Source organism: Nonomuraea sp. WAC 01424, from assembly GCF_003947315.1.
Classification (GTDB): domain Bacteria; phylum Actinomycetota; class Actinomycetes; order Streptosporangiales; family Streptosporangiaceae; genus Nonomuraea; species Nonomuraea spiralis.
Genome location: NZ_QHHZ01000008.1, coordinates 367,707 through 393,895 on the forward strand (window position 1 = coordinate 367,707; position 26,189 = coordinate 393,895).

Consider the following 26,189-nt stretch of genomic DNA (forward strand, 5'->3'; position numbering starts at 1 on the left):
CTCCCGGCGTACGGGGGGCCGCCGCCCGGTTCAGGGACGCTCCACGACTACGCTGCGTCGCGGAGCATGGCGGTTGCGGGGCATGACAAAGAGGCCCACCCCAACGGGCAGGCCCCTTAGCCACGCTGTTCAGCGCTGAGGAATGACGTCAGCTGACCGCGCACTTCGTGTCTTTGCTCTTGATCCCGAGGATCTGGCTCAGGATGTCGCCGGTCTCGAGGACGAGCACACCGCTGGTGCTGTTGTCGACCTCGCCACGGGCGAAGATGTTCTCGTCACCGCAGACGAAGAGGACCCGACCCGGGTCCTCGTCGGCCTGAGGGACGAAGGCCATGTGAGGGGTCGCCGCTAGAGCGGAGCCGCCGACCATGACCATCCCGCCGACGAGCCCGGCCAGGATGAGCCCTTGTCTGAACATATCGAATCTCCTTGATACCTATCGACTACTCTCCGTAGCTATCGGGAGGAGATTTGCCCTAGCCCCTCTTTCAACAAACGCCAGCATTTCTGTCTTTACCTGCGAAAATACGCCACATGGGGGAAGGGATGACACAGGCCGACCTTCTTGACCGATCGGTGTACGCGGCAGAGGAATAACCGGCCCGGCCGTTACCTTTCGCGGAACCGGCCGTCTCAGGGCACCGTGAGAAGCACCGGACCGTCGGCGGTGATGGCCACCGTGTGCTCGACGTGAGCGCTCCTGCTGCCGTCGGCGGAGCACACCGACCAGCCGTCCTCGGCCATCTCGTAGTCGTCGCCGCCGCCCGCCATCAGGCTCGGCTCGATCGCGATCACGAGGCCGGGGCGCAGCAGCAGCCCGCGCCCCGGGCGCGCCTCGTTGGGCACGAACGGCGACTCGTGCATGGCCCGGCCGATGCCGTGGCCGCCGAAGTCGTTCTGCATCCCGTAGCCGGCGCCGCGTCCGACCAGCGACATGGCGTGGCCGATGTCGCCCATCCGGCCGCCCGGCACGGCCGCCGCGATGCCGGCCGCCAGCGTCTCCTCCGCCACCTGGACGAGCTTCAGGTCCTCGGGACGCGCGTGGCCGACGGTGAAGCTCACCGCGCCGTCGGCGTGCCAGCCGTCCACGTGGGCCCCGAAGTCCACGCTCAGCAGGTCACCGTCCCGCAGCCGGTACGGCGTGGGCAGCCCGTGCAGCATGACCCCGTTCACCGACGTGCACACCACCCCCGGGTACGGCATCGCCCCGAACGACGGGTGGTAGCCGAAGAAGGACGACCCGGCGCCCGCCTCCTCCATGACCTCGCGGGCCACCTCGTCGAGTTTCAGCAGCGACACCCCGACGGCGGCCCGTTCCCTGACCGCGGCGTGCACGGCGGCCACGACCCGGCCCGCCTCCCGCATGGCGTCGATCTCGCCGGCGCTCTTGAGCATGATCACAGCGGCCTCCCAGCCCTTGGCGCGATAACTATACCGGTATTATTATCACGCCTCCTTGGGGCATCGACACTCCCGCACCGACGGCCGGGACAGCGAGGGGCGCCCTGGGGCCGACCCGATGCACGGTCGCTCAGAGCGACCGATAAGGTGCGGAGAGTATGCGTTTCGGACCGTTCTCGATGGTGGCTCTGGCGCTCGCGGCAGGGGCCGTCGACGCGCTGAGCTTCCTCGCGCTCGGCCAGGTGTTCACCGCGAACATGAGCGGCAACCTGGTGCTCCTCGGCCTGGCCCTCGGCACCGGCGACACCTCGCACATCATCCGGTCGGGTGTCTCCCTGGCCGCGTTCTGCCTGGGCCTCGCGCTCGGCTTCACCGTGCTCGGACGCGCCCCGCCGGGGCGGGACGTCCCCTCGTCCCGGGAGCCCGGCGTGCCGGCGCGCCCGCTGGCCGTGCTGCTCGCCGAGCTGGGGCTGTTGCTGGTGGTGGCGGCCGGCTGGACGGCGCGCGCGCTGCCCGGCCCCACGCTGATCGCGGCCTCGGGTACGGCGATGGGCCTGCAGAGCGCGGTCACGCGCTGGGCGGGCGGTCCCGGCCTGTCCACCACCTACGTCACGGGCACGCTGACCAGCCTGGCCGGCCGGATGGTCGGCCCGCGCTCGGGCGTGCTGCGCCCGCTGGCCGTGGTGGTGTCGGTGACCGCCGGCGCCGTCGTCGGGGCCGCGGCGCTGCGCCTGCACGCCGCCGTCGCGCCGTTCGCCGCCCCGGTCATGGTGGCCGTCGCCATCGCCGCCTGGACCCTGTCCGCGAGAGGCCCCAGAAGGCCCCGCTGACCCGTCCGGGCTCAGACGCGCCCTGTCGGCGCTCAGGCGTGCCCGTGTCGCGCTCAGGCGTGCCCGTGTCGCGCTCAGACGTGCCCGTGTCGCGCTCAGACGTGCCCGTGTCGCGCTCAGACGTGCCCGTCCGGGCTCAGGCGCGGCCGTCAGGCTCAGGCGTGCTCGTCCTTGCGGTAGACCAGCAGATAGCGCCAGAAGAGCAGCCTGCGCAGCTTGAAGCCGGGCAGCAGCGCCGCCGCCTCCCGCCGTACGTCCGCCAGGGACGTCTCAGGCGGCCGCACGGGCGCCCGTACGGCCCCCGCCCGCCGCCCCGTGGCCCGCTCCCGCGCCGCCACGGCCAGCCGCGCGCCCGCGTTGGCCGGCACGGCGGCCAGGCTCCAGGCGAAGTCGGAAGCCGTCCGCTCGGCGTAACACCCGAGTACGGCCAGCACACCCCCCGGCGCCAGCGCGTCCCGGAACGCCGACACCGTCCCGAACGGCATGTGGTGCAGGCTGGCCAGGCAGGAGATGTAGTCGTAGTGCCGCTCGGGCAGGTCCATGCGGGTGGCGTCGGCGCAGACGAACCGCACGCCGTCCACCGGCGGCGATCCGGCGGCCTCGATCACCTCCGGCGAGGGGTCCACCGCGTCGACCTCGATCCCGCGGGCCGCGAGCCGCCGCGCGAAGCGGCCGGTGCCGCAGCCGACGTCGAGCGCCGTACGGGCCCCGCTCGGCACGAGCCGGACCATCGCCCGATGGTAGTGATCGTTGTGATCGAAAGGCATCCCGGCATCATGCCATCCGACCTGCCGAAAACCCGGTAAAAGCCGCAAAAGCCGTACGCCGCCCGCCCGGTGACGGGACGGACGGCATACGGCCGAGCGGATCAGCCCTTGAGCCAGCTCATCATCGGGCGCAGCTTGGCGCCCGTCTTCTCGATCGGGTTCTCGGCCAGCTCCTCGCGGTAGCGCGTGAAGTCCTTCTGGCCGCCGTCGAACTCCTCGACGAGCTGCCGGGCGAAGGTGCCGTCCTGGATCTCACCGAGGATGCGGCGCATCTCCTGACGGGTCTCGTCGGTGATGACGCGCGGGCCGCGGGTGTAGCCGCCGTACTCGGCGGTGTCGGAGACCGACCAGTACATCTTGGAGATGCCGCCCTCGTACATGAGGTCGACGATGAGCTTCATCTCGTGGAGGCACTCGAAGTAGGCGACCTCCGGCTGGTAGCCGGCCTCGATGAGGGTCTCGAAGCCCGCCTTGATGAGCTCGGAGACGCCGCCGCACAGCACGGCCTGCTCGCCGAACAGGTCGGTCTCGGTCTCCTCGGTGAAGGTGGTGCGCAGCGCGCCGGCGCGGGTGCCGCCGATGCCCTTGGCGTACGACAGCGCCAGGTCCAGGGCCTTGCCGGAGGCGTCCTTCTCGACGGCGACGAGACACGGGACACCGCGGCCGGCCTCGAACTGGCGGCGGACCAGGTGGCCCGGGCCCTTCGGGGCGACCATGCAGACGTCGACGCCCTCGGGCGCCTCGATGAGGCCGTAGCGGATGTTGAGGCCGTGGCCGAAGAACAGCGCGTCGCCCTCGACGAGGTTGGGGGCGACGTGCTCGGCGTACAGGTGGCGCTGGATGTGGTCCGGCGCGAGGATCATGGTGAGGTTGGCCTCCTCCACCGCCTCGGCCGGGGTGACGACCCGCAGCCCGTCGTTCTCCGCCTTCTCGCGGCTCTTGGAGCCCTCGGGGAGGCCGACGCGCACGTCGACGCCGGAGTCACGCAGGGAGAGCGCGTGGGCGTGGCCCTGGCTGCCGTACCCCAGCACGGCCACGTGACGTCCCTGGATGATCGACAGGTCGGCCTGGTCGTCGTAGTAGATCTCGGTCACTTCTATAAAACCTTTCAGGCGGTACGGTCCAGTGCCCTGAGGGACCGGTCGGTGATGGAACGGGCGCCGCGGCCGATGGCCACCATGCCCGACTGGACGAGCTCCTTGATCCCGAACGGTTCGAGGACCTTGACGAAGGCCTCGAGCTTGTCGGGAGTGCCGGTGACCTCGATGGTCACGGCGTCGGCCGCGACGTCCACGCAGCGGGCCCGGAAGAGGTTGACGAGTTCCAGCACGGACGACCGGTTCTCGGCGTCGGCCTTCACCTTGATCAGCATGAGCTCCCGCTGCACGGACTGCGACGGGTCGAGCTCGACGATCTTCAGGACGTTGACGAGCTTGTTGAGCTGCTTGGTGACCTGCTCAAGGGGCAGTTCCTCGACGCTCACCACGATCGTGATGCGCGAGATGTCGTCGTGCTCGGTGGGCCCGACGGCGAGCGAGTCGATGTTGAACCCCCGCCTGCTGAACAGCGCTGAAACACGCGCGAGGACGCCCGGCTTGTTCTCCACGAGCACGGACAGCGTGTGCCTACTCATCCTCGTTCTCCCACTTCGGCGCCATGTCACGGGCGATCTTGATGTCGTCGTTGCTCGTGCCTGCCGCGACCATGGGCCAGACCATGGCGTCCTGGTGGACGACGAAGTCGATCACGACCGGCACGTCGTTGATCTCCATGGCCTTCTTGATGGTCGCGTCGACGTCCTCGGCGCGCTCACACCTCAGGCCCACACAACCATAGGCCTCCGCCAGCTTGACGAAGTCCGGGATGCGACGCGCCGTCTGCAGATTGGTGTTGGAGTAACGCTCCTCGTAGAAGAGCGTCTGCCACTGGCGGACCATGCCGAGGTTGCCGTTGTTGATGACGGCGATCTTGACCGGCACGCCCTCCAGCGCGCAGGTGGCCAGCTCCTGGTTGGTCATCTGGAAGCAGCCGTCGCCGTCGATGGCCCACACCGTGGCGTCCGGCCGGCCCATCTTCGCGCCCATGGCGGCCGGGACGGCGAAGCCCATCGTGCCGAGGCCGCCGGAGTTGATGAACGTCCCCGGGTTCTCGTAGTCGATGAACTGCGCGGCCCACATCTGGTGCTGCCCGACCCCGGACACGTAGTACGCGTCGGGACCGGCGATGGCGCTCAGCCGCTCCATGACGTACTGGGGAGCCAGCGTGCCGTCCTCGAAGGTCTCGTAGCCGAGCGGGTAGGTCTCCTTGTACCCGTTCAGGGTGGTCCACCAGTCGGCGTAGTCGCCCTTCTGGCCCGAGGCCTGGATCGCGCCGACGAGGTCGTTGATGACCTCCTTGCAGTCGCCCACGATGGGCACGTCGGCGTGCCGGTTCTTGGAGATCTCGGCGGGGTCGATGTCGGCGTGGACGATCTTGGCCCCCGGCGCGAACGACGACAGGTCGCCGGTCACCCGGTCGTCGAAGCGCACGCCCAACCCGATGATCAGATCGGATTTCTGCAGTGCGCCCACGGCCGAGACGCTACCGTGCATGCCCGGCATGCCCATGTGCTGGGGGTGGCTGTCGGGGAACGTGCCACGGGCCATCAGGGTGGTGACGCCCGGGATGGCGGTCAGCTCGGCGAGCTGCAGCAACTCGGCCGCCGCGCCCGCCTTGTGCACGCCGCCGCCGACGTACAGGACGGGCCGGCGGGCCTCGGCGATCAGCTTGGCGGCCTCACGGATCTGCTTGGAGTGGGGCCTGGTGACCGGGCGGTAGCCCGGGAGCTGCATGACGGGCGGCCAGGAGAAGGTGGTCTGGGCCTGCAGCGCGTCCTTGGAGATGTCCACCAGCACCGGGCCGGGACGGCCGGTCGAGGCGATGTGGAACGCTTCCATGATCGTCCGGGGGATCTCCGCCGGGTCGGTGATCAGGAAGTTGTGCTTGGTGATCGGCATGGTGATGCCGGAGATGTCGGCTTCCTGGAAGGCGTCCGTGCCGATCATCGGCGCGGCCACCTGGCCGGTGATCGCGACGATCGGCACCGAGTCCATGAAGGCGTCGGCGATCGGCGTCACCAGGTTGGTGGCCCCGGGGCCGCTGGTGGCCATGCAGACCCCGACCTTGCCGGTGGCCTGCGCGTACCCCTCGGCCGCGTGGCCGGCGCCCTGCTCGTGCCGTACAAGCACGTGCCGGACCTTGGTCGAGTCGTAGAGGGGATCGTAGGCGGGCAGAATCGCGCCGCCCGGGATCCCGAACACGGTGTCGACTCCCACGTGCTCCAGCGCCCTCACCAGGGCCTGTGCACCTGTCATCCGTTCGGTCATCGGCTCGTTCCTTGCGTGGCTACTCACTTAAGGACATAAAAAATGCCCCTTCCCACCGGCGGAGGTGGGTCTGGGGCGGCGCGCAGGTCGAAGTGCTTCGCTATCGGCCTGCGCGCCGGCGAAGTACTACGAGAATCTCACTGCGAAGCATGGCTTACACCATAGCCGCTCAGAACGCCCCGGTGTCAACTTGGCGGAACACGAGTCTCAAACAGTGAGACTCGTACGCATCAGGGTGTCCACTCCGCGGGCCGCCATCGGCCGGGCCACCAGGAAACCCTGCCCCCTGGTGCAGCCCATCTCCCGCAGCAGTTCGAGCTGCTCGGGCCGCTCGATGCCCTCGGCCACCACGATGAGACCGAGGTCGTGGCCGAGCCGCACGATCGTCCGGGTGAGCAGCGTCAGCGTGTCGTCCTTGCCCAGCCCGGACACGAACGACGGATCGATCTTGATCATGTCGACCGGGAGCTGACGGAGGAAGGCCAGCGAGGCGTAGCCGGTGCCGAAGTCGTCGATCGCCAGGCGTACGCCCAGCGCACGCAGCTCCGACAGCCGCTTGATGGTCTCCTCGGCGTCCTCGACGAGCATCTCCTCGATCACCTCAAGGGTGAGCGCGGAGGCCAGCCGGTCGCTCTCGGCCAGCGCCTCCTCGACGGTCTCGACGAACCGGGGGGCGGTGATCTGCCTGGCCGACAGGTTGAGCGACAGGCCGATGTCCCAGGAGGAGGCGCGCCAGGCGGCCACCTCGCGGCACGCCTCGCGCAGGATCCACTCGCTCAGCGGCACGATGAGCCCGGTGTCCTCGGCCGGGCCGAGGAACTGCTCGGGCGGCACGAACACCGAGCCGCGCCACCACCGCACCAGCGCCTCCACCGCGGTCACCCGCGACGTGGCCAGATCGACCACGGGCTGGTACTCGATGGCGAACTGCTGCTCGATGAGCGCCCTCTGGAGGTCGGCGGCCAGCTCCAGCCGGCGCACCACGTCGGCGTGCATCTGCGCGGCGAACACCTCGACCCGCCGCCCGCCCAGTTCCTTGGAACGCGCCATCGCCACATCGGCGTTTCGCATCAGGTCGCCCGCGGGCAGGCCGTCCTCGGTGAAGGCCACGCCCACGCTCGCGGTCAGCGCCACGTCGCGGTCGGCCACCCGGAACGGCTCCTGGGAGACCGCGCGTACCAGGCGCTCGGCCATGTCCACGGCCATCTGCGCGTCGCCGCCGGTCTCCACGAGCACGGCGAACTCGTCGCCGCCCCACCGGGCCAGCGTGTCGTCGGCGCGTACGGCCCCGCGCAGCCGCCGGGCGGCCTGGCCGAGCAGGTAGTCGCCGCTGGCGTGCCCGACGGAGTCGTTGACCGAGGTGAACCCGTCGAGGTCGAGGAAGATGACCGCGACGTTGCCGGACGTACGGCCCGACAACACCTCGCGGGTGCGTTCCTCGAAGTAGGCGCGGTTGGGCAGGCCGGTGACGCCGTCGTGGAAGGTCAGGTGGGCGACCTGGTTGCGCAGGGCCTCCTCGTCGCTGACGTCGCGGGTGGTGACGAGCATGAGGTCGTCGCCGCCGATGTGGCGGGTGGCGACGGACTCGGTGGGCCGCCACGTGCCGTCGGCGGCGCGCACCCGGCAGGCGATCAGGCAGGCGCCCGGCGCGGTGTCCTCCTCGTCGGTGGTCATGGCGCGCATCGCGGCCTGGATGCCGGGGACGTCCTCGGGGTGGATGTAGTCGAAGATCGTGCCGCCGACCAGGTCTTCGGGCAGGTAGCCGTAGGTGACCTCGACGCCGGGGCCGATCTCGTGGACGACGCCCTCGTAGTCGCACAGCAGCACCACGTCGCCGGTGCTCTCGGCCAGTTCGCGCAGTTGCCGCTCGCCCAGCGAGACGAGGCCGCGCAGCCGGATGGAGGCGGCCGAGAGCACGAACAGGCGTACGAGCAGGAGCAGCACCACCGAGACCGCGACCACCACGACGCCGGTCACCGGCTGCGCGGCACGGGCGCCCGCGAGGTGGGCCAGCAGCGTGCAGGCGGCCACGGCGACGAGCGCCAGCGGCATCATCGCGACCACGTTGCGTACGGCGGGGCCGCCGACCGGCCGCGCCCGCGGCCCCCACGGCACGGCGGCGAGCAGCAGCAGCGCGACGGGTACGAGCATGACGGTCCACGTCGGCGGCGTGTCGCCGGCCAGGCGGGCCATCGCGGCCGACAGCCCGCCCACGGTCATGGTGGCGAGCACGCCCACGCCGGCCAGGCCGAGCAGCCAGGAGCCCGCCCTGCTGGCGAGCACCGACGGGATCACCCCGCAGGTCACCAGCAACGCGATCATCGGCGGCACCATGGCGAACGCGAAGGTGGGCGCGTCGCCCGCCTCCTCGTAGTAGTGGCGAAGGGCCACCACCCAGCCGATGAGGAAGAGCGAGGCCGCGCACAGGTACGCGTCCGTGAGATGCCTTAAAACGACCTTGGCCGGGAACCTGCGGTCGGCGGCGATCAGCGCACCGCCCGCGATGATCACGGTGCCGAGCAGGACGAACAGGTCGGCGAAGCTGACCACGAAGCTCGTGGCGACCGAGCGCAGGGCCACGCCCGCCGCCCACACGACGGCGCCGCCGCCCATCCAGCGCGCGCCCACCGCCAGCGAACGGTGTTCGGCCGACCTGATCGAGACGACCAGCAGCGAGGCGACGGCGACGAGGGCCGCCACGCCTCCCGCCACGGCCCCGGTCAGCAAGGCCGGGCCGTCCGCGAGGAGCGCAGCGGCGAACGCCACCGGCCCGGCCGCGGAGGCGGCTGCCAGCGGCGCTCGTGGATCACGCCAGCGGATCACAGTCGTTGCCCATCCCGTCTTGAACCCTGTGTCAGTGACCGCCGAAGCCCGGCGGGCACATCGCCAGTGTGTGCGGTCGCGGACGCGCGGGTGGTGACAACGGCGATGTCGTCACCGATCTGATAACCACACAGACCAATTTCCGCCAAGAGTTCCTTGACAGCGAGTCAGGAACCCTCTGTAGACGCCACCGTACGTACGAAAGGTCACGGACCAGCCACGTTCCGGAATCCTCTCAATACGAGTCGGTAATGACGTTGATCAACTGCTCGCCCGCCAGGTAGCGCCCGAGCTGCTCGCGGACCAGCCGCAACGTGCGCCGTACAGACGCGGGTGTGCTGCCCGCGACGTGCGGTGTGATCAGCACGCCCGGCGCGCTCCAGAGGGGGTGGCCCTCGGGCAGCGGCTCGGGCGCGGTGACGTCGAGCGCGGCGCGTAGCCTACCGGTTTTCAGCTCGGCGATCAGGGCTTCGGTGTCGACCACGCCGCCCCTGGCCGCGTTGACCAGGACGGCGCCGTCCTTCATCCGGGCCAGGAAGGCGGCGTCGACCATGCCCGCCGTGTCGGGCGTGGCGGGCACGAGCAGGACCACGACGTCGGCCTCCGGCAGCAGCGCGGGCAGCTCCTCCATGGCATGGACGCCCTCGCGCGCACTCCTGGCCACCCGGACGACCTCGACCTCGAAGCCGCTCAGCCGCCGCTCGACCGCCGCGCCGATGGAACCGTGGCCGACGATGAGCACGGTGGAGTCGGCGAGCACGCCGGTGTGGTGGTAGGTCCACTCGCCCCTGCGCTGGGCGTCGGTGAACCCGGGGAACTCCCTGAGCACCGCGATCATCGCGCCGACCGCCCACTCGGCGGTGCCGGCGTCGTGCACGCCGCGGGCGTTGCACAACACCACGCCCTCGGGCAGGTGCGGCCGGTACGGCTCCACCCCCGCGGTCACGGTCTGCACCAGCCGCAACGAGCGCATCCGCGCCAACGTGCCCGGCACGTCGGGCACGACGACCAGCGGCGGGATCCAGACCTCCACGTCCTCGACGCCGTCCGGCATGGCCGAACCATCGTAGACCGCGCATTCGACGCCAGGCAGGTCAGACAGAACATCCGCCGCCGCCTCGGACGGAACCCAGATCTTCATGCCGAGAACCTTACGACCCGGCGGGAAGTATGGAACACATGAGGAAGCTCTGGACGATCATGATACTGGCCACGGTCACCGCCTGCTCCGGCGGCGGCGAGGTGCGCCCGACGGCCGCAGTCCCGGCCGGAGTGGCCCCCGGCGCGCCCAAGGACGTGGTGACCGGGCTGGCCGTGCCGTGGGCGATCGCGTTCCTGCCCGGCGGGGACGCCCTGGTCACCGAACGGGACTCGGCCAGGCTCCTGCGTGTCACCCCCGCTGGGAAGGTCACCGAGCTCGGCCGGATCGGCCAGGCGCGGCCCGGCGGCGAGGGCGGGCTGCTCGGCGTGGCGGTCAAGGACCGGCAGGTCTTCCTGTACTACACCACCGAGCAGGACAACCGCATCGTGCGTCACCAGCTCGGCGACCACGGCCTCGGCGACGAACAACTCCTGGTCGAGGGCATCCCCAAGGGCGGCATCCACAACGGCGGCCGGCTCGCCTTCGGCCCCGACGGCTACCTGTACGCCACCACCGGCGAGACCGGCGACCGCGAGATGGCCCAGCGGCGCGACTCGCTCGGCGGCAAGATCCTGCGCATGACCGTGGACGGCGCCCCCGCCCCCGGCAACCCGTTCGGCACGCTGGTCTACAGCTACGGCCACCGCAACGTCCAGGGCCTGGCCTGGGACACCGCGGGCCGGCTGTACGCCTCGGAGTTCGGCGCGAACACCTACGACGAGATCAACCTCGTCCGGCCGGGCGCCAACTACGGCTGGCCGAAGGTCGAGGGCAAGGGGAACGACGCCCGGTTCGTCAACCCCATCCTCACCTGGCCCACGGGTGAGGCCTCGCCGTCCGGCATGGCGTACGCGGACGGCGCGCTCTGGGTGGGCGCGCTGCGCGGCCAGCGGCTGTGGCAGGTGCCGCTGGGCCGGGACGGCTCTCCCGGCATGCCGGTGGCCCGCTTCGCCGGCCGCTACGGCAGGCTCCGCGCGGGCACCGCGGCCCCCGACGGCACCCTGTGGGTGAGCACCAGCAACAAGGACGGCCGCGGCTCGCCACGCCCCGGCGACGACCGCATCCTGTCGGTGCCGACGTCCTGACGGGCCGGGCGGGCCCGGCCCGTCCGGCCGCGCTAGCCGGCGGCGCCGCAGGTGAGCGCGGTCTGCGGCCGGTACTTCGTGGTCAGCTTCTTGTCCTTCTTGACGACCTCGCCGTCCTTGTAGAACAGGCGGGTGACGTCGATGGTGAAGCCCGGCTGGCCGATGGTGGCCACGCAGCCCGGCTCGGTGCTGGTCGCCCGGCCGAACGGCTTGGGGTCACGCCGTTCGGACTCGTCCGCCTCGATCTTGTCGTACCGCTTGGTGCTCCACAGGGTGACGGTGACCGACGTGGCGGTGGTCGCGGTCTTGACCAGCACGCCGTACTCGGAGTCGTTGCGCCACTTGAGGTCGCGGTCGGGGTAGAGCAGCGCCACGTCGCCCCCGGCGGGGTAGGAGGAGGCGTAGTAGTCCATGGGCTCGTGCTCGACGAGGTCGAACCCGCCGAGGAAGGCCGCGTTGTACATCGTGGTGGCGAACTGCGAGACGCCGCCGCCGACGATGTTCACCATCCGGCCGCCGACGATCTGACCGGCCTCGACGTAGCCGCCCTCGACCGTACGCTCGCCGGTCGCCTCGTTGAGCGAGAGCGTCTCCCCCGGCTTGACCAGCCGGCCGTCGAGGTCCTGCGCCATGCGCCGGATGTTGGTGACGCGGGCCGGGCAGCAGTCGAAGGACGTGCTGAACGTGCCGACGTTCTCCTTGATGCCGAGGCCGCGGATCTGGTTCGTGGTGACCTCCGGGGTGACCACGCCCAGCTTGACCTCGACCGTCCGGGCGCCGCCCGAGGCGAGCAGCTTCTCGACGTCGCGGGCCAGCAGCTTGGCGTTGACGCCCCTGCCCTTGCGCGCGGCCACCAGGACCGGCTTGCCGCCCACGATCTGGTATGTCGCGTCGCGCGGCTGCTGCGTGGCGTCCACCAGGCCGCCCTCCACCGGCGCGAGCGCGGCCTGGGCGTCGAACTGGGGGGCCAGCGCCCCGTCGCCGTCGGGCACGTACGTCAGGTGGGCGGCGATCATGGCCGGGGTGAGCTGGGCCTGCTTGCCCGCGAGGGTCAGCGTGACCGGCGCGGAGACGGCCTTCCTGGCATCGGCCAGGGCCGACTCGACGGCCTCTGTCGCGGTGGCGGGCTTGGCCGGGCTCATGGTGAGCGCCACCGAGCCGCCGCCGCGCAGGAACGCCTCGCCGATCCGGCGCACGGCGTCGTCCCGGTCGAGGAGCGTGCCGTCCTCGGGCATGCGGGCCTTCGGCACCAGCCCGGAGAAGGCCACCCTGCCCTCGCGGGCCTGCTTGTCCACGCCTTCGGCCAGGCCCTCGACGGTCCTGGTGAGCTGGGAGGAGTCGATGGTCACCTTGGGCTGGACGTCGGTCTTGCCGGTCAGGCCGCGCCAGACCTCCACGGGGCCCGGGAAGCCGCTGGGGGCCTGCCCGATGGTGCCGACGACGTCGAGTTCGAGTCCGGCCTCGTCGGGCTGGATCGTGTCCCTCTTGCTGCCGATGTTCACCGTGACCGGCTTGCTGAGCTTGGCGTCCAGCTCGGTACGCAGCTTGTCGGCCGCCTGGGTGACGGTCAGGCCGCCGATCTCCACGCCCGCGACCCGGGTGCCGCGCAGCACGGCCCCGGACATCATCACGGCGGGCACCACGTACGCCAGCGTGGCCAGGACGATCACGAGCACGAGCACCCCGGGCAGCAGGCGCCGCCGGCGGACGGGCTCCGGCTCGAAGGAGGGCGGCCGCCTGCCGCCTCCGCCGCCGAACACGGGGGCGGGCGGCGCGGCGGGATCCTTGTCCTTCATCGGCCACGGCTGGGCGGGCGGCGCCTTCGGTGGCAGAGCTCCGCCGGTCTGACCGCCGGGCGCGCTCGGTCCTTGGGCCGGCCGGGGCTCCTGCTGGTCCTGCGGGCCGAAGATGTCCCGGGACACACCCGGAGGTAATCCTTCGATCCGCGGCTTCTTGGAGACACCCGACGTGGGCATTGGCACCGAGGCGAACGGGTCGGTCGGTGATTCGATCGGTCCGGCGTTTCGCACGCCTCAATCTCCTCCCGGTCCGCAGCCAAGTCTCAGGCAACAGTAAGGCACGAGTATCCGACTATGTCACGAGAAATGACTACGGAAGTGTGTCAACCTAGCCACCGGTAGCGATGTTCCGGGCGTCCGGCGGTGCCGTACCTGGGGTGGAGCTCGGCCCGGCCCGAGGCGCACAGGTGCTCCAGGTATCGGCGCGCGCTGACCCTCGACAGGCCCGTCAGCTCGGCCGCCTCGGCCGCCGACAGGTCTCCCCCGGCGTCGCGCAGCGCCTCGGCCACCAGCGCGCAGGTGGCCCGCGACAGGCCCTTGGGCATCGGGGCGGCCTGTTTGGGCGCGCCGAAGAGCCGGTCGACGTCGTCCTGGCGGGCCTGGGGGCCGATCGCGGTGAGCCGGCGGCGGGTCTCGGCGTACTGGCGGAGGCGTTCGGCGAGCGCGGCGGCGGTGAACGGCTTGATCAGGTAGTTGACCGCGCCGCCGCGCATGGCCTCCCGTACCGTGGCCACGTCGCGGGCCGCGCTGATCATCAGGACGTCCACGTCGTTGAGGGACTTGAGCACCTCCAGGCCGGACATGTCCGGCAGGTAGATGTCCAGCAGGACCAGATCGGGCCGGAGCTCGGCCACGGCGGCGAGCGCGTCGGCCCCGCCATGGGCCACGGCGACGACCTCGAAGCCGGGCACCCGCGAGACGTACCCGCTGTGGATGCGGGCCACCATGAAGTCGTCGTCCACCACCAGGACCCGTACGTCGTTCACGCGCGCACCTCGGCGGGCAGCAGAGCGGTGAACACGGCCCCGCCCGCCTCCCGCGCGGCCCCGCCCGTGTCGCGCCCGGTCCCGCCCGCGTCGCGCACCCGGACCCAGCCGCCCCGGCGCAGGCACGCCTGCCGGGTCAGGGCCAGGCCGAGGCCGCGCGGCCCCGAATGGGCGGCCTTGGTGGTGAAGCCCTCCCTGAAGACCTCCTCCACCAGCTCCGGGGTGATGCCGGGGCCGGAGTCGCCGACCCGGACGTGCAACCCCCGCGCGTCGGCCACGACCGACACCTCGATCGTGCCGCCCGCGCCGTCGAGCGCATCGATCGCGTTGGCGACCAGGTTCCCGACCACCAGGACGGCGTCCTGCGGGTCACCGAGCGCGCCCTCGGGCACGGCGGAGTCCTCCGAGAGCACCAGCCGCGCCCCGCGCTCGGCCGCCTCGGCGGACTTGGCCAGCAGCAACGCGGCCAGCGTCGGGTCCTGGACGCGCTCGCGCAGGCCGGTGGCGTACGTGCCGCCCGCGGTACGGGTGATGAAGCCGATCGCGGCCTCGTGCTCGCCCAGTTCCAGCAGGCCGACGACGGTGTGCATGCGGTTGGCGAACTCGTGGGCCTGGGCACGCAGGGCCTCGGTCGCGCTGCTGGTGTCGTCCAGTTCGCGGGCCAGGCGGACCAGCTCGGTACGGTCACGCAGGGTGACGACCCAGCCGCGATGGCGGCCGCGTACGGAGACCGGGGTGCGGTTGAGCACCAGCACGCGGTCGCCGTGCAGCACCACACGGTCCTCGCCGGGGTCGTCGCCGGTCAGCACGTCGCGCATGCGCTCGGAGACCGGCATGCTGCTCACGTCGGTCCCGAGGTCGCCGAGCAGGTCGCGGGCGGCGTCGTTGACCAGCGTGACCCGCCCGGCCAGGTCGAGGGCCAGCACACCCTCCTTCACGCCGTGCAGCACGCCTTCGCGCTGCTCCAGCAGGGCGGCGATCTCCCGCGGCTCCAGCCCGAACGTCTGCCTGCGCACCCGTGCGGTGATCAGCGCGGCCAGTGCCAGCCCGGCCAGCAGCACGGCCAGCGCGGTCCAGATCAGCGGCGGCAGCGCGCCGCCGAGCTGGCCGGTGACCGTGGTCTGGAGCACGCCGACCGAGACCAGGCCGATGATGTTGCCGTATTCGTCGCGGATGGGGGTCTTGCCCCTGACCGTGGTGCCGATCGTGCCGGTCTCGGTGCCGACCCAGCTCCGGCCCGTACGCAGGACCGCCGTGCCGTCGGTGGACAGCCGCTTGCCGATCAGGGCGGCGTTGGGATGGGCGTAACGCTTCTGCTGGGCGTTGGCGATGGCCACGTAGTCGGCTCCGGTCTCGTGCTGGACGCTGAGCGCCAGCGGTTGCAGCACCGACTCCGGATTCTCCAGCCTGAAGGCGTCGCGTACCTGCGGAAGGGCGGCCACCGACTGGGCGATGGCCAGGGCGCGCTGCTGGTGCAGCGCGTCGAGCTGCTCGCGCGTGTGCCCGGCCCACACGCCTGCCGTGCCACCGACGGCGAGCAGCACGATCACCGTCTGGAGCACGAACAACTGGGTCCCGAGGGGGGCGTCAGTTACCCTGCGCACGCCCACATGGAAACAAAGCCAGGTCACGGCCAGGTCGCGACCAATACGACCACTACGACGGCAACCGTCCAAAGCCTCGACCGGGCGGGCCGGGGGCATCACCATCGCAGCCCTACGACTGTGAGCATCCCCCCTTGGAGTGATCATGCGCTTGCGCGTATTCGCCGCCGTCCTGGCGGCACTCTCCGTCACCGCCGTGTCCGGCTGCGGCGGGCCCGGCGCCTCCGGCGGCAACGCGTCCCTGCGGATCATGGCGCCCGCGGCGGCCGGCGGCGGCTGGGACCAGACCGGGCGCACGGCCGAGCAGGCGCTCAAGACGGCCGACCCGGGACGCAAGGTCGAGGTCTACAACGTGCCGGGCGCGGGCGGCACGATCGGCCTGGCCCAGCTCGCCGGCGAGAAGGGCAACGGCAACCTGCTGATGACGATGGGCCTGGTCATGGTGGGCGCCATCGAGCAGAACAAGTCGAAGGTCACCCTGGCCGAGACCACGCCCATCGCCAAGCTGACCGAGGAGTACGAGATCGTCGTCGTCCCGGCGGCCTCCCCGTTCAGGACGCTGGCCGACATGGTGGCCGCGTGGAAGGCCGACCCGGCGAAGGTCTCCGTGGCGGGCGGCTCGGCCGGCGGCACCGACCACATCGTGGCCGGGCTGATGGCCAAGGCCGCCGGCGTGGACCCCAAGCAGGTCAACTACATCGCGCACTCCGGCGGCGGCGAGGCGCTCAACGCGCTGCTGGGCAACAAGGTCAGCGCGGGCATCTCGGGCGTCGGCGAGTTCGCCGAGCACGTGAAGTCCGGCAAGCTGCGGGCGCTGGCCGTCAGCAGCGGCTCGCGCGTGGCCGGCCTCGACGCGCCGACCATGAAGGAGGGCGGTTTGGACGTCGAGCTGGCCAACTGGCGCGGCTTCGTCGCCCCCGGCGGCCTGGCCGAGGCCGCCGCCAAGTCCCTGACCGACCTGGTCACCAAGATGCACGACTCCCAGCCGTGGAAGGAAGCCGTCGCCAAGAACGGCTGGATCGACTCCTTCCAGACCGGCCCGCAGTTCGCCGAGTACCTGAAGTCCGAGGAGACCAAGGTCAAGGGCATCATCGCCGAAATGGGGCTCGTGTCCTGATGGCTCGCCGGTGGCGGCCCGAACTCGGGCTGGCGGTCGTGGTGCTGGGGCTGGGCGTGTTCGTGGTGATCGGCACGCTCGACGTCTCGGCCGCGGCCTCCCAGCTCGGCCTCGGGCCGCGCTTCTTCCCCATGCTGGTCGGCGGCGCGATGGTGCTGATCGGCGCGTTCTACGTGATCGACGTGCTGCGCGGCGGCCACGGCGACCCCGAGGAGAGCGAGGACGTGGACGCCGCCGCGCCCACCGACTGGCGCAGCGTCGGCCTGGTCAGCGGCATCTTCCTGGCCTTCGCCGCGCTCCTCGACGTGCTCGGCTGGGTCATCGGCGCGAGCCTGCTGTTCTTCGGCCTGTCGGTCGCCCTCGGGGCCGAGCAGAGGCTGCGGGCCGCCGTGGTGGCCGTGGTCCTGGGCGTGACGACGTACCTGCTGTTCGTCAAGGGCCTCGGCGTCTCGCTGCCGGCCGGCCCGCTCGGCGGGGTGATGTGAGATGGGCTCCCTCCAGCTCCTCATGGACGGCTTCGCCGCCGCCCTCACCCCCGTCAACCTCCTGTACGCCCTGATCGGCGTCACCCTCGGCACCCTGGTCGGCGTGCTGCCCGGGATCGGGCCGGCGATGACCGTGGCGCTGCTGCTGCCGATCACCTTCACCGTGCCGCCGGCCAGCGCGTTCATCATGTTCGCCGGCATCTACTACGGCGGCATGTACGGCGGCTCGACCACGTCCATCCTGCTCAACACGCCCGGCGAGTCCTCCTCCATGATCACCGCCCTGGAGGGCAACAAGATGGCCAGGCGCGGCCGGGCGGCGCAGGCCCTCGCCACGGCGGCCGTCGGGTCGTTCGTGGCGGGCACGATCGCCACCGCGCTGCTGGTGGTGGCCGCGCCCGCCGTGGTGAGTTTCGCGATCTCCTTCGGCCCCGAGGACTACTTCGCGCTGGCAATCCTGGCCTTCACCGCCGTGTCGTCGGTGTTGTCCCGCTCGGTCGTGCGCGGGCTGGCCTCGCTGGGGCTGGGGCTGGTGATCGGGCTGATCGGCATCGACCAGCAGACCGGTCAGGCGCGGCTCACGCTGGGCGTACCGCAGTTGCTCGACGGCATCGACGTGGTGATCGTCGCGGTGGGCCTGTTCGCGCTCGGCGAGGCCCTGTACGTGGCCTCCCGGCTGCGGCACGCCGTGCCCGAGGTGGTGCCCGTGGGCCGGGCGTGGATGGGCCGCGCCGACTGGCGGCGCTCGTGGTTGCCGTGGTTGCGCGGGACCGCGCTCGGGTTCCCGTTCGGCGCGCTGCCCGGCGGGGGCGCGGAGATCCCCACGTTCCTGTCGTACGCGGCCGAGAAGCGCCTGGCCCGAGGGGTGGCCAAGGAGGAGTACGGCAAGGGCGCCATCGAGGGCGTCGCGGGCCCCGAGGCGGCCAACAACGCCTCGGCGGCCGGAACCCTGGTCCCGCTGCTCACGCTGGGCCTGCCCACGTCGGCCACGGCCGCCATCCTGCTGGCCGCTTTCCAGCAGTACGGCCTGCAACCCGGCCCGCAGCTCTTCGACCACAACCCGGCCCTGGTGTGGGCGATGATCGCCTCGCTGTTCGTCGGCAACACGATGTTGCTCGTGCTGAACCTGCCGCTCGCGCCCCTGTGGGCCCGCGTTCTCCGCGTGCCCCGGCCGTACCTGTATGCCGGGATCGTGCTGTTCGCCGCACTCGGCGTCTACGCCCTGAACGGCACCGTCGTGGACCTGTTCGTCCTCTACGTCCTCGGGCTGCTCGGGTTCTCCATGCGCCGCTTCGGCCTGCCCGTCGCGCCCGCCGTGATCGGCATGATCCTCGGGCCGATGGCCGAGATCCAGCTCCGCCGCGCGCTGGCGATCGGCGCGGGCGACGTGAGCGTGCTGGTACGCAGCCCGATCGCGGCCGTGCTCCTCGCCCTTGCCCTGCTCGCCCTGCTGACCCCGCTGGTACGGCGGCTGATGGCACGCCGGGGCGTCGATGCGATCACGCCCGTGTCACGCGAGGACTGACCTGGCTCGCCGCTGGGAAGACCCCCTGATGGTTCTTGGGGTGGCCCCGCCGATATGTCCGGATCGGTGGGGCCGCTGCCTTCCCAGCGGCGGTCGGGTTACTCCGAGACGCCCAGCTTCTCCAGGATGAGCTGACGGGCCCGGGCCGCGTCGGCCTTGCCACGGCTGGCCTTCATCACGCCGCCCACCAGGGCGCCGGCCGCCGCGATCTTCCCGGAACGCACCTTCTCGGCCGCGTCGGCGTTGTCGGCCAGCACCTGGTCGATGATGGCCGCCAGCTCGCCCTCGTCGTTGACGATCTGCAGCCCGCGCGCCGCGACCACCTCGTCAGGGGTGCCCTCGCCGGCCTGCACGCCTTCGAGCACCTCGCGGGCGAGCTTGTCGTTGAGCGCGCCCGAGGCCACCAGCTCGGTGACCCTGGCGATCTGGGCCGGCGTGATGGGCAGCTCGGCCAGCGCGACACCGCTCTCGTTGGCGCGCCGCGCCAGCTCGCCCATCCACCACTTGCGGGCGTCGGCCGCCGGGGCGCCTGCCGCGACCGTGGCCTCGACCAGGTCGATCGCGTCGGCGTTGTGCATGGCCTGCATGTCGAGGTCGGACAACCCCCACTCGGTCTGCAGCCGCTTGCGCTTGACCGACGGCAGCTCGGGCAGGGCCGCCTTCAGCTCGGCCACCCACGCCGGGTCGGGCTCGATCGGCACGAGGTCGGGCTCCGGGAAGTACCGGTAGTCCTGCGCCTCTTCCTTGGACCGGCCCGACGTGGTGGTGCCGGTGTCCTCGTGGAAGTGGCGCGTCTCCTGCGTGATCTTGCCGCCGCCGGCGAGCACGCCCGCCTGGCGCTCGATCTCGCTGCGCACCGACCGCTCGACGCTGCGCAGCGAGTTGACGTTCTTGGTCTCGGTGCGGGTGCCCCACTCCGAGGCCCCGCGCGGCATGAGCGAGACGTTGACGTCGCAGCGCAGCGAGCCCTCCTCCATGCGCACGTCGGACACGCCGAGCGAGCGCATGATCTCGCGCAGCTCGGTGACGTACGCCTTGGCCACCTCCGGCGCGAGCCGGTCGGTGCCCGGGATGGGCTTGGTGACGATCTCCACCAGCGGGATGCCCGCGCGGTTGTAGTCGACGATCGAGTAGTCGGCCCCGTGGATGCGGCCGGTCGCGCCGCCCACGTGGGTGGACTTGCCGGTGTCCTCCTCCAGGTGCACCCGCTCGATCTCGATGCGCACGATCTCGCCGCCGACCTCGACGTCGACGTAGCCGTCGAAGCAGAGCGGCTCGTCGTACTGGGAGATCTGGTAGTTCTTCGGCATGTCCGGATAGAAGTAGTTCTTCCGGGCGAACCTGCACCACTCGGCGATCGAACAGTTCAGCGCGAGGCCGATGCGGATCGTCGACTCGATGGCCATGGCGTTGGCCACGGGCAGCGAACCGGGCAGCGCGAGACAGGTCGGGCAGACCTGCGTGTTGGCCGGGGCGCCGAAGGTGGTCTTGCACCCGCAGAACATCTTCGACTTGGTGCCGAGCTCGACGTGCGTCTCCAGCCCGAGCACCGGCTCGTACTTGTCGAGCGCTTCGTCATAGACCATGGTCATAGCGACGGGGCCTCCTTCAGCAGCGGGCCGCCCCAGCGGCTCTCCAGGGCCTTCTCGACGGCGGCGCCGACGCGGTAGCAACGGTCGTCGGCCAGAACCGGGGCCATGATCTGCAGGCCGACCGGCAGGTTGTCCTCGTCGGCCAGACCGCACGGCACCGAGATGGCCGCGTTGCCCGCGAGGTTGGACGGGATGGTGCACAGGTCGGCGAGGTACATCGCCATCGGGTCGTCGGCGCGCTCGCCGATCTGGAACGCCGTCGTCGGCGTGGTCGGCGAGACCAGCACGTCGACCTGCTCGTAGGCCGCCTGGAACTCCCGCGAGATGACCGTGCGCACCTTCTGCGCCTGGCCGTAGTAGGCGTCGTAGTAGCCGCTGGACAGCGCGTACGTGCCCAGCATGATGCGCCGCTTGACCTCGGGGCCGAACCCGGCGGCCCGGGTCAGCGCCATGACCTCCTCGGCGCTGCGGGTGCCGTCGTCGCCGACGCGCAGGCCGTAACGCATGGCGTCGAAGCGGGCCAGGTTGGACGAGCACTCCGACGGCGCGATCAGGTAGTACGCCGGCAGCGCGGTCGTGAACGACGGGCAGGACACCTCGACCACGGTGGCGCCCAGCGACTCCAGCAGCTTGACGACCTCGTTGTAGCGGGCCAGCACGCCCGGCTGGTAGCCCTCGCCGCCGAACTCCTTGACGACGCCGATCCGCATGCCGGACACGTCGGGGTTGCGGGCCGCCTCGACCACGCTCGGGACCGGCGCGTCGATCGACGTGGAGTCCATCGGGTCGTGCCCGGAGAACGCCTCCTGCAGCAGGGCCGCGTCGAGCACGTTGCGCGCGAACGGCCCCGGCGTGTCGAGCGAGCTCGCGAACGCGATCAGCCCGTAACGGGACGAGCCGCCGTAGGTCGGCTTCATGCCCACGATGCCCGTGACGGCGGCGGGCTGGCGGATCGAGCCGCCGGTGTCGGTGCCGGTGGACAGCGGCGCCTCGTAGGCGGCCACGGCCGCGCTGGACCCGCCGGACGAGCCGCCCGGCACCCGGTTCAGGTCCCACGGGTTGCGGGTCGGGTGGTAGGCGGAGTTCTCCGTGGAGGAGCCCATGGCGAACTCGTCGAGGTTCGTCTTGCCGAGGATGACCAGCCCGGCCTCGCGCAGGCGCGCCGTCACCGTCGCGTCGTACGGCGGCCGCCACCCTTCGAGGATCTTGGACCCGGCCGTGGTCGGCATGTCGCGGGTGGCGAAGATGTCCTTGTGGGCGATCGGCACCCCGGCCAGCGGCCCGAGCTTCTCGCCCGCGCGCAGCCGGGCGTCGACCGCCCGCGCCTGCTCAAGGGTCGTCTCCCGGTCGACGTGCAGGAACGCCTGGACCTTGGGCTCCACCTCGGCCATGCGGTCGAGGTGCGCCTCGGCCACCTCGGCGGCCGACACCTCACCCGCGGCGATCATCGCGCCGAGCTCGGCGGCGGTCTTGCGGATCAGACTCATGCCTCCTCCCCGAGGATGCGCGGCACACGGAAGCGGTCGTCCTCGACGGCGGGAGCGCCGGAAAGGGCCTGCTCGGGCGTCAGGGACTGTCGCACCTCGTCGGCACGGAAGACATTGGTCAGCGGAAGCGCGTGCGACGAAGGCGGCACGTCCTCGGCGGCGACCTCGGCCACCTTCGCGACCGACTCGATGATGGCATCGAGCTGGGTGGCGTAGTGGTCGAGCTCGTCGTCGGTGAGCGCCAGCCTGGACAACCGGGCCAGGTGGGCGACCTCGTCGCGGGTTATGGCGGACATGAGTCGTTGAACCCGTTTCGTGGATGGAGTTTGGGACACTGCCATCCTAGGGGGCCTGACGCCGCAGGCCCGAACCCTTAACCCGCCGGAAACACACTCACCCGTAGAGCTCCTTCAGGCCGATCGCCACCACGTCGCTCTCCCGGGCCGTCGCGGCGTCGAATCCCACGCCGCTGTAACACACCAGCTTGATGTCCCTGACGTCGTACCCCTTGGCGTCCAGCAGATCCCGCGCCCTCCTGAGCCGGGCCACGTGCCGGGGTCCCATGGCCTTGCCCCATTTCACCTCGCCCAGTGACAACACGCGCCTGTGCTCGCCGCGCATCGCGGGCGCGAAGACCGCGACGTCGATCTGGATCTGCTCGTGCCGTACGGGATCGACGACGGTTCCCGCGCCGATCTCGCCGGGCGACTCGCCGAAGACCTCGGGTTCCAGCGCGACGAACTGACGGCACATCTCCTCGAAATGCGGGCCGAGCACCTGGTCGCTGAAGCCGGCCCGGCCGTCCTGCCACACGTACTCGGCCCGGCCGCTCTCCAGCGGCCCCCACTGGGGCCGCATCACGACCTCGTAGAAGTGGATGAGCGGCTCACACACGCGGTAGACCGACCGCGAGGAGCGGAAGACGTCCACCTCCCTGCGCAGCAGGCTGCTGTCCTCCAGCACGTTGAGGTGGTGGCCGATGTCGGACGCCTTGCGGCCCACGTAGTTCGCGATGCCGCCTCGGGTGCCGTTCCCGGTGGCCACGGCCGCCAGCACGGACTTGTACATGGCGGAGTCCCGCACCTCCGCCTCCTCCTCGAGGAGGTAGCGGGCCTCCTTGAAGAGCGGGGTCGAGGGCGAGAGCACCGTGCGCCGCACCCAGGCGTCGAAGTCCTCCGGGCCGTCCGGCCTGTCGTCGTTGGCCAGGGGCAGGTACGCGGGGGTGCCGCCGGTGACCGCGTGCACCTTCACGGCCAGCTGCGGATCGGTGATCCCCCAGTAGCGGGCAGCGAGGCGATAGTCGAACGGCCGGACCACGAGCTCCATGGAAGCCCGGCCCCTCAACGGCGCGTTCCCTGCCAGGAGCCGGCCCATCACGGACATCGCCGAGCCGCACAACAACAGGGACGCCGGCACTTCGTCGAAGACGGCCCGGTCGACGGCCTGCTGGATGATCGAGGGCAGGGCTGGCGACGCCTTGCTGAGGTAGGGGAACTCGTCGATCACCATGAGTGCGCGACGCTCGGCGCTGACGGCGAAGAGCTGGCTGATCGCCTCGTCCCAGGTCGTGAACCGGAACGGCGCCGAAGCCCCCACGTACCGGGCCAGAGCGGCGGCGAAGAGGTTCAGCGACTCGGTCGGGGTGCCCTCCGTCGCGCCGAAGTAGAAGCCGTCCGTCTTGCGCGCGAGCGACTCGACCAGGAACGTCTTGCCCTGGCGGCGCCTGCCGCTGACGACGCCGAGCCGGGGCCGGGGCCTGGGACCGGAACGCTCGACGAAGGCGGACAGGGCCTCCCACTCGGAGTCGCGCGCGAAGATCCGTTCAGGCTTCGGGATCAAGAGCCCCCCAGAGACAGCGAAGTGTACTTCGACGAAGTGTACTTCGACGAACTAGAGACCTGTAACAGGTCATGCCGTCTGGGTGACCTCTGGTTGGTAGCCGTACTCGATCCCGGGGGCCGGGGCGAAGCGGTCGCCGAGCCAGGCGGTCGCGTCGGCGGCGGGCATGGGCTGGCAGAACAACCAGCCCTGGCCCAGGTCACAGCCCATCTCGGCCAGGCGCAGGGCGACCTCGTCGGACTCCACGCCCTCGGCCACCGAACGCAGGCCCAGCGACCGGACCAGGTCGACGATCGAGCGGACGATCCGGTCGTCGTCCTCGGAATCGGCGATGCGGCGGACGAACGAGGCGTCGATCTTGACCTCGGAGACCGCCAGCCGCTGGAGTCTGATCAGCGAGGAGTAGCCGGTGCCGAAGTCGTCGAGGGACAGCGGGACGCCGAGCGCGGCCAGGGCCTTGATGGTCTCCTGGGTGTAGGCCTGGTCGCCGGTCAGGATGCGCTCGGTGACCTCCAGCTGGATGGCGGACGGCGGCAGGCCGTACCTGGTCAGGCCCACCTCCAGTTGCTCCGGCAGCGCCGCGTCGAGCAGGTCGCGGGCGGAGATGTTGACCGAGATCTGCACCTGGAGGCCGGTGTGCCACCAGCGGGCGGCCTGCTCCAGCGCGGCCTCGATGACGTACTCGGTGAGCTGGCGCATCAGGTACGTCTGCTCGGCCAGCGGGACGAAGTCCGACGGCGGGATCGAGCCGTGCACCGGATGGCACCAGCGCAGCAGGGCCTCCACCCCGGTCACCGCGCCGCCGGCCAGGCTGACCTTGGGCTGGTAGTGGAGCTGGAGCTCGCTGTTGTCGATGGCGCGGCGCAGGTCGCCCAGCAGGTTGAGGCGTTCGGGCGAGTTACGGTCTTTGTCGGGCTGGTAGAGCTCCACACCGGTACGCCCCTCCTTGGCCAGGTACATGGCCACGTCGGCACGTTGCAGCAGCAGCTCGAAGTCGGGGGCGTGGTCGGGGTAGAGCGCGATGCCGACCGAGCCGTCGAGGTCGAAGCTCATGCCCTCCAGGCGTACGGGCTCGGTCAGGGCGGCACGCAGCCTGGCCGCCACCTCTCTGGCGGCGTGCGCGTCGCGGATCGAGGGCAGCAGCACGGCGAACTCGTCGCCGCCGAGCCGGGCCACCACGTCGCCCGGACGTACGGAATGGGTGAGCCGGTGGGCCACCATCTGCAGCAGGCGGTCGCCCACCGGATGGCCCATCGTGTCGTTGACCTCCTTGAACCGGTCGAGGTCGAGGAGGAACAGCCCGACGCGCTCGTCCTGGCGGGACTCGGCCAGCGCCTCTTCGGTGCTGACGATGAGCATCTTGCGGTTGGGCAGCCCGGTCAGCTCGTCGTGCAGGGCCTGGTGGTCGCGGCGCATGGAGAGCGTGGCGGTGAAGTAGACGGCGGCGAGGGGGGCGACGAAGAGCGGGACGAGGCCGGGCGAATGGTCCATCACCACGACGACCAGCGGCGCGAGGCCGAGCAGCGCCGTGTAGACGAGCCCCTGCGGCCCCGCGGTGACCTTCAGCACCCGGACGATCGAACGCCGTTCGTGCAGCGCGACCGCCCCGGACACCAGCGCGGCCCTGGTCGCGAAGTAGGCCACTCCGGCCAGCGTGATCGCCGGCAGGTCGCCCCCCTCGGGCGTCCACGGCACGGCCGGGCTGGGCACCACGCCGAACAGCCCGAGCATCACGGCGGCGCCGGTCAGCGCGAGAGTGGACTGAGCGACGTTGAACATGACCCGATGCCACGCCTTGCGCGTCACGACGCTGTTCATGGCGATGGCGACGGCCTGCATGAGCACGGCGGTGGGCAGCCCGAAGTGCAGCAGCACCGCGAAGGTGAACATGGTGGACGGGTAGGTGCCGCCCACCGCGGTCGCGGAGGACACCATGACGGGCCTGAGCTCGCCCAGGACCACCAGAACCGCCAGCACCCAGAACAGCGGCGTGCGGGCCAGCTCCACCAGCGCGACCGGATCCAGCCTGAGCATGGCCACGATCAGCGCGGTGAAGCCGATCACGGTGATGCCCGCGAGGAACGCCCAGAGCGGCGTGCCGACGCGCGGGCCGGTGTCGCGGGTGTCGGTTGGGTCAGTCATCGGTAACAGAACCCCCATTAGGTCACTATGGGAGGGTACGACCTTCACCCCACTTCACGAAACCGATTGCGTACGTTCCGTCACTTCTCCTTTCCGACATATACCCAAAAACCACCCTGGGTAGCGCGGACATCGACAGCGCGTACACAATTCTGATCCCCCACCCGTACCGCGCCCATCCCCGAGGCCACCAAACCAGAG

At 71.0% G+C, this 26,189-nt stretch carries 21 protein-coding genes; 5 read left to right on the forward strand and 16 right to left on the reverse strand.

The window, feature by feature from the left end; genetic code table 11:
• Positions 1-148 precede the first annotated feature (148 nt).
• Both DMB42_RS23845 and map read right to left on the reverse strand, forming a co-directional pair.
• A complete protein-coding gene (locus DMB42_RS23845) occupies positions 149-418 on the reverse strand; it encodes a hypothetical protein (RefSeq protein ID WP_125637197.1) in 270 nt (89 codons plus the stop codon).
• A gap of 215 nt (positions 419-633) precedes the next feature.
• Positions 634-1,395: a type I methionyl aminopeptidase gene (gene map / locus DMB42_RS23850; RefSeq protein ID WP_396983366.1), complete on the reverse strand. Its 762-nt coding sequence runs from the start codon at positions 1,393-1,395 to the stop codon at positions 634-636.
• A 164-nt stretch (positions 1,396-1,559) separates the two neighbouring features.
• Here map and DMB42_RS23855 point away from each other — a divergent pair, with 164 nt between their 5' ends.
• Positions 1,560-2,231, forward strand: a complete 672-nt coding sequence (locus DMB42_RS23855; RefSeq protein ID WP_125637199.1) for a YoaK family protein — start codon at positions 1,560-1,562, stop codon at positions 2,229-2,231.
• 155 nt (positions 2,232-2,386) lie between these two features.
• On the opposite strand, the gene DMB42_RS23860 is transcribed toward DMB42_RS23855, so the two are convergent.
• The 6 genes from DMB42_RS23860 to DMB42_RS23885 all read right to left on the reverse strand — a co-directional run bounded on the left by DMB42_RS23860 (position 2,387) and on the right by DMB42_RS23885 (position 10,327).
• Entirely contained in the window at positions 2,387-2,962 is a 576-nt protein-coding gene (locus tag DMB42_RS23860; RefSeq protein ID WP_260477893.1) for a bifunctional 2-polyprenyl-6-hydroxyphenol methylase/3-demethylubiquinol 3-O-methyltransferase UbiG, read from the reverse strand.
• A 137-nt stretch (positions 2,963-3,099) separates the two neighbouring features.
• Positions 3,100-4,083: a ketol-acid reductoisomerase gene (gene ilvC / locus DMB42_RS23865; RefSeq protein ID WP_125637313.1), complete on the reverse strand. Its 984-nt coding sequence runs from the start codon at positions 4,081-4,083 to the stop codon at positions 3,100-3,102.
• Between the two features lie 23 nt (positions 4,084-4,106).
• Positions 4,107-4,631, reverse strand: coding sequence for an acetolactate synthase small subunit (gene ilvN / locus DMB42_RS23870; protein WP_125637201.1), 525 nt, complete (start codon positions 4,629-4,631; stop codon positions 4,107-4,109).
• The gene (locus tag DMB42_RS23875; protein WP_125637202.1) at positions 4,624-6,363 is read right to left on the reverse strand and encodes an acetolactate synthase large subunit; all 1,740 of its coding nucleotides are present in this window, start codon (positions 6,361-6,363) and stop codon (positions 4,624-4,626) included. The genes ilvN and DMB42_RS23875 overlap by 8 nt, the downstream gene beginning before the upstream one ends.
• 207 nt (positions 6,364-6,570) lie before the next feature.
• Positions 6,571-9,186 carry a bifunctional diguanylate cyclase/phosphodiesterase gene (locus DMB42_RS23880; RefSeq protein ID WP_260477894.1) on the reverse strand — a complete coding sequence of 872 codons (2,616 nt, stop codon included), beginning with the start codon at positions 9,184-9,186 and terminating at the stop codon, positions 6,571-6,573.
• A 235-nt stretch (positions 9,187-9,421) separates the two neighbouring features.
• Complete coding sequence (locus tag DMB42_RS23885; protein ID WP_125637203.1) at positions 9,422-10,327, reverse strand: 2-hydroxyacid dehydrogenase; 906 nt, start codon at positions 10,325-10,327, stop codon at positions 9,422-9,424.
• A gap of 38 nt (positions 10,328-10,365) precedes the next feature.
• On the opposite strand from DMB42_RS23885, the gene DMB42_RS23890 reads away from it, so the two are divergent.
• On the forward strand, positions 10,366-11,412 hold the full coding sequence (locus DMB42_RS23890; RefSeq protein ID WP_125637204.1) for a sorbosone dehydrogenase family protein: 1,047 nt from the start codon (positions 10,366-10,368) through the stop codon (positions 11,410-11,412).
• A 32-nt stretch (positions 11,413-11,444) separates the two neighbouring features.
• Here the strand turns inward: DMB42_RS23890 and DMB42_RS23895 are convergent, their stop codons facing one another.
• From DMB42_RS23895 to DMB42_RS23905, 3 genes are all read right to left on the reverse strand, one after another.
• On the reverse strand, positions 11,445-13,334 hold the full coding sequence (locus tag DMB42_RS23895) for a VanW family protein (protein ID WP_125637205.1): 1,890 nt from the start codon (positions 13,332-13,334) through the stop codon (positions 11,445-11,447).
• Positions 13,335-13,534: 200 nt separating this feature from the next.
• Positions 13,535-14,197 (reverse strand): response regulator, encoded by a 663-nt coding sequence (locus DMB42_RS23900; RefSeq protein WP_125637206.1) that lies wholly within the window; start codon positions 14,195-14,197, stop codon positions 13,535-13,537.
• Positions 14,194-15,801, reverse strand: a complete 1,608-nt coding sequence (locus DMB42_RS23905) for a sensor histidine kinase (RefSeq protein ID WP_260477895.1) — start codon at positions 15,799-15,801, stop codon at positions 14,194-14,196. Before DMB42_RS23905 ends, DMB42_RS23900 begins: the two co-directional genes overlap by 4 nt.
• 145 nt (positions 15,802-15,946) lie before the next feature.
• On the opposite strand from DMB42_RS23905, the gene DMB42_RS23910 reads away from it, so the two are divergent.
• Genes DMB42_RS23910 through DMB42_RS23920 form a run of 3 tightly spaced genes read left to right on the forward strand, consistent with a single transcriptional unit; the run spans position 15,947 to position 18,928 of the window.
• Positions 15,947-16,918, forward strand: a complete 972-nt coding sequence (locus tag DMB42_RS23910) for a tripartite tricarboxylate transporter substrate binding protein (protein ID WP_125637207.1) — start codon at positions 15,947-15,949, stop codon at positions 16,916-16,918.
• A complete protein-coding gene (locus tag DMB42_RS23915; protein ID WP_125637208.1) occupies positions 16,918-17,403 on the forward strand; it encodes a tripartite tricarboxylate transporter TctB family protein in 486 nt (161 codons plus the stop codon). The genes DMB42_RS23910 and DMB42_RS23915 overlap by 1 nt, the downstream gene beginning before the upstream one ends.
• Before the next feature lies 1 nt (position 17,404).
• On the forward strand, positions 17,405-18,928 hold the full coding sequence (locus DMB42_RS23920; protein WP_125637209.1) for a tripartite tricarboxylate transporter permease: 1,524 nt from the start codon (positions 17,405-17,407) through the stop codon (positions 18,926-18,928).
• 98 nt (positions 18,929-19,026) lie between these two features.
• Here DMB42_RS23920 and gatB read toward each other — a convergent pair whose 3' ends face one another.
• The 5 genes from gatB to DMB42_RS23945 all read right to left on the reverse strand — a co-directional run bounded on the left by gatB (position 19,027) and on the right by DMB42_RS23945 (position 25,988).
• Entirely contained in the window at positions 19,027-20,514 is a 1,488-nt protein-coding gene (gene gatB, locus DMB42_RS23925; protein WP_125637316.1) for an Asp-tRNA(Asn)/Glu-tRNA(Gln) amidotransferase subunit GatB, read from the reverse strand.
• 2 nt (positions 20,515-20,516) lie between these two features.
• Complete coding sequence (gatA, locus tag DMB42_RS23930) at positions 20,517-22,007, reverse strand: Asp-tRNA(Asn)/Glu-tRNA(Gln) amidotransferase subunit GatA (RefSeq protein WP_125637210.1); 1,491 nt, start codon at positions 22,005-22,007, stop codon at positions 20,517-20,519.
• On the reverse strand, positions 22,004-22,303 hold the full coding sequence (gene gatC, locus DMB42_RS23935) for an Asp-tRNA(Asn)/Glu-tRNA(Gln) amidotransferase subunit GatC (protein ID WP_101787882.1): 300 nt from the start codon (positions 22,301-22,303) through the stop codon (positions 22,004-22,006). Before gatC ends, gatA begins: the two co-directional genes overlap by 4 nt.
• A gap of 97 nt (positions 22,304-22,400) precedes the next feature.
• Complete coding sequence (locus DMB42_RS23940) at positions 22,401-23,846, reverse strand: ATP-binding protein (protein ID WP_125637211.1); 1,446 nt, start codon at positions 23,844-23,846, stop codon at positions 22,401-22,403.
• A gap of 69 nt (positions 23,847-23,915) precedes the next feature.
• A complete protein-coding gene (locus tag DMB42_RS23945; RefSeq protein ID WP_125637212.1) occupies positions 23,916-25,988 on the reverse strand; it encodes a bifunctional diguanylate cyclase/phosphodiesterase in 2,073 nt (690 codons plus the stop codon).
• Positions 25,989-26,189: the final 201 nt, after the last annotated feature.

Bases quoted from the DNA above. Each gene is read 5' to 3' on its own strand.
- DMB42_RS23845 (WP_125637197.1), bottom strand. From the start codon at position 418: ATGTTCAGACAAGGGCTCATCCTGGCCGGGCTCGTCGGCGGGATGGTC.
- map (WP_396983366.1), bottom strand. From the start codon at position 1,395: ATGCTCAAGAGCGCCGGCGAGATCGACGCCATGCGGGAGGCGGGCCGG.
- DMB42_RS23855 (WP_125637199.1), top strand. From the start codon at position 1,560: ATGCGTTTCGGACCGTTCTCGATGGTGGCTCTGGCGCTCGCGGCAGGG.
- DMB42_RS23860 (WP_260477893.1), bottom strand. From the start codon at position 2,962: ATGGTCCGGCTCGTGCCGAGCGGGGCCCGTACGGCGCTCGACGTCGGC.
- ilvN (WP_125637201.1), bottom strand. From the start codon at position 4,631: ATGAGTAGGCACACGCTGTCCGTGCTCGTGGAGAACAAGCCGGGCGTC.
- DMB42_RS23875 (WP_125637202.1), bottom strand. From the start codon at position 6,363: ATGACCGAACGGATGACAGGTGCACAGGCCCTGGTGAGGGCGCTGGAG.
- DMB42_RS23885 (WP_125637203.1), bottom strand. From the start codon at position 10,327: ATGAAGATCTGGGTTCCGTCCGAGGCGGCGGCGGATGTTCTGTCTGAC.
- DMB42_RS23890 (WP_125637204.1), top strand. From the start codon at position 10,366: ATGAGGAAGCTCTGGACGATCATGATACTGGCCACGGTCACCGCCTGC.
- DMB42_RS23910 (WP_125637207.1), top strand. From the start codon at position 15,947: ATGCGCTTGCGCGTATTCGCCGCCGTCCTGGCGGCACTCTCCGTCACC.
- DMB42_RS23915 (WP_125637208.1), top strand. From the start codon at position 16,918: ATGGCTCGCCGGTGGCGGCCCGAACTCGGGCTGGCGGTCGTGGTGCTG.
- DMB42_RS23920 (WP_125637209.1), top strand. From the start codon at position 17,405: ATGGGCTCCCTCCAGCTCCTCATGGACGGCTTCGCCGCCGCCCTCACC.
- gatB (WP_125637316.1), bottom strand. From the start codon at position 20,514: ATGGTCTATGACGAAGCGCTCGACAAGTACGAGCCGGTGCTCGGGCTG.
- gatA (WP_125637210.1), bottom strand. From the start codon at position 22,007: ATGAGTCTGATCCGCAAGACCGCCGCCGAGCTCGGCGCGATGATCGCC.
- gatC (WP_101787882.1), bottom strand. From the start codon at position 22,303: ATGTCCGCCATAACCCGCGACGAGGTCGCCCACCTGGCCCGGTTGTCC.
- DMB42_RS23945 (WP_125637212.1), bottom strand. From the start codon at position 25,988: ATGACTGACCCAACCGACACCCGCGACACCGGCCCGCGCGTCGGCACG.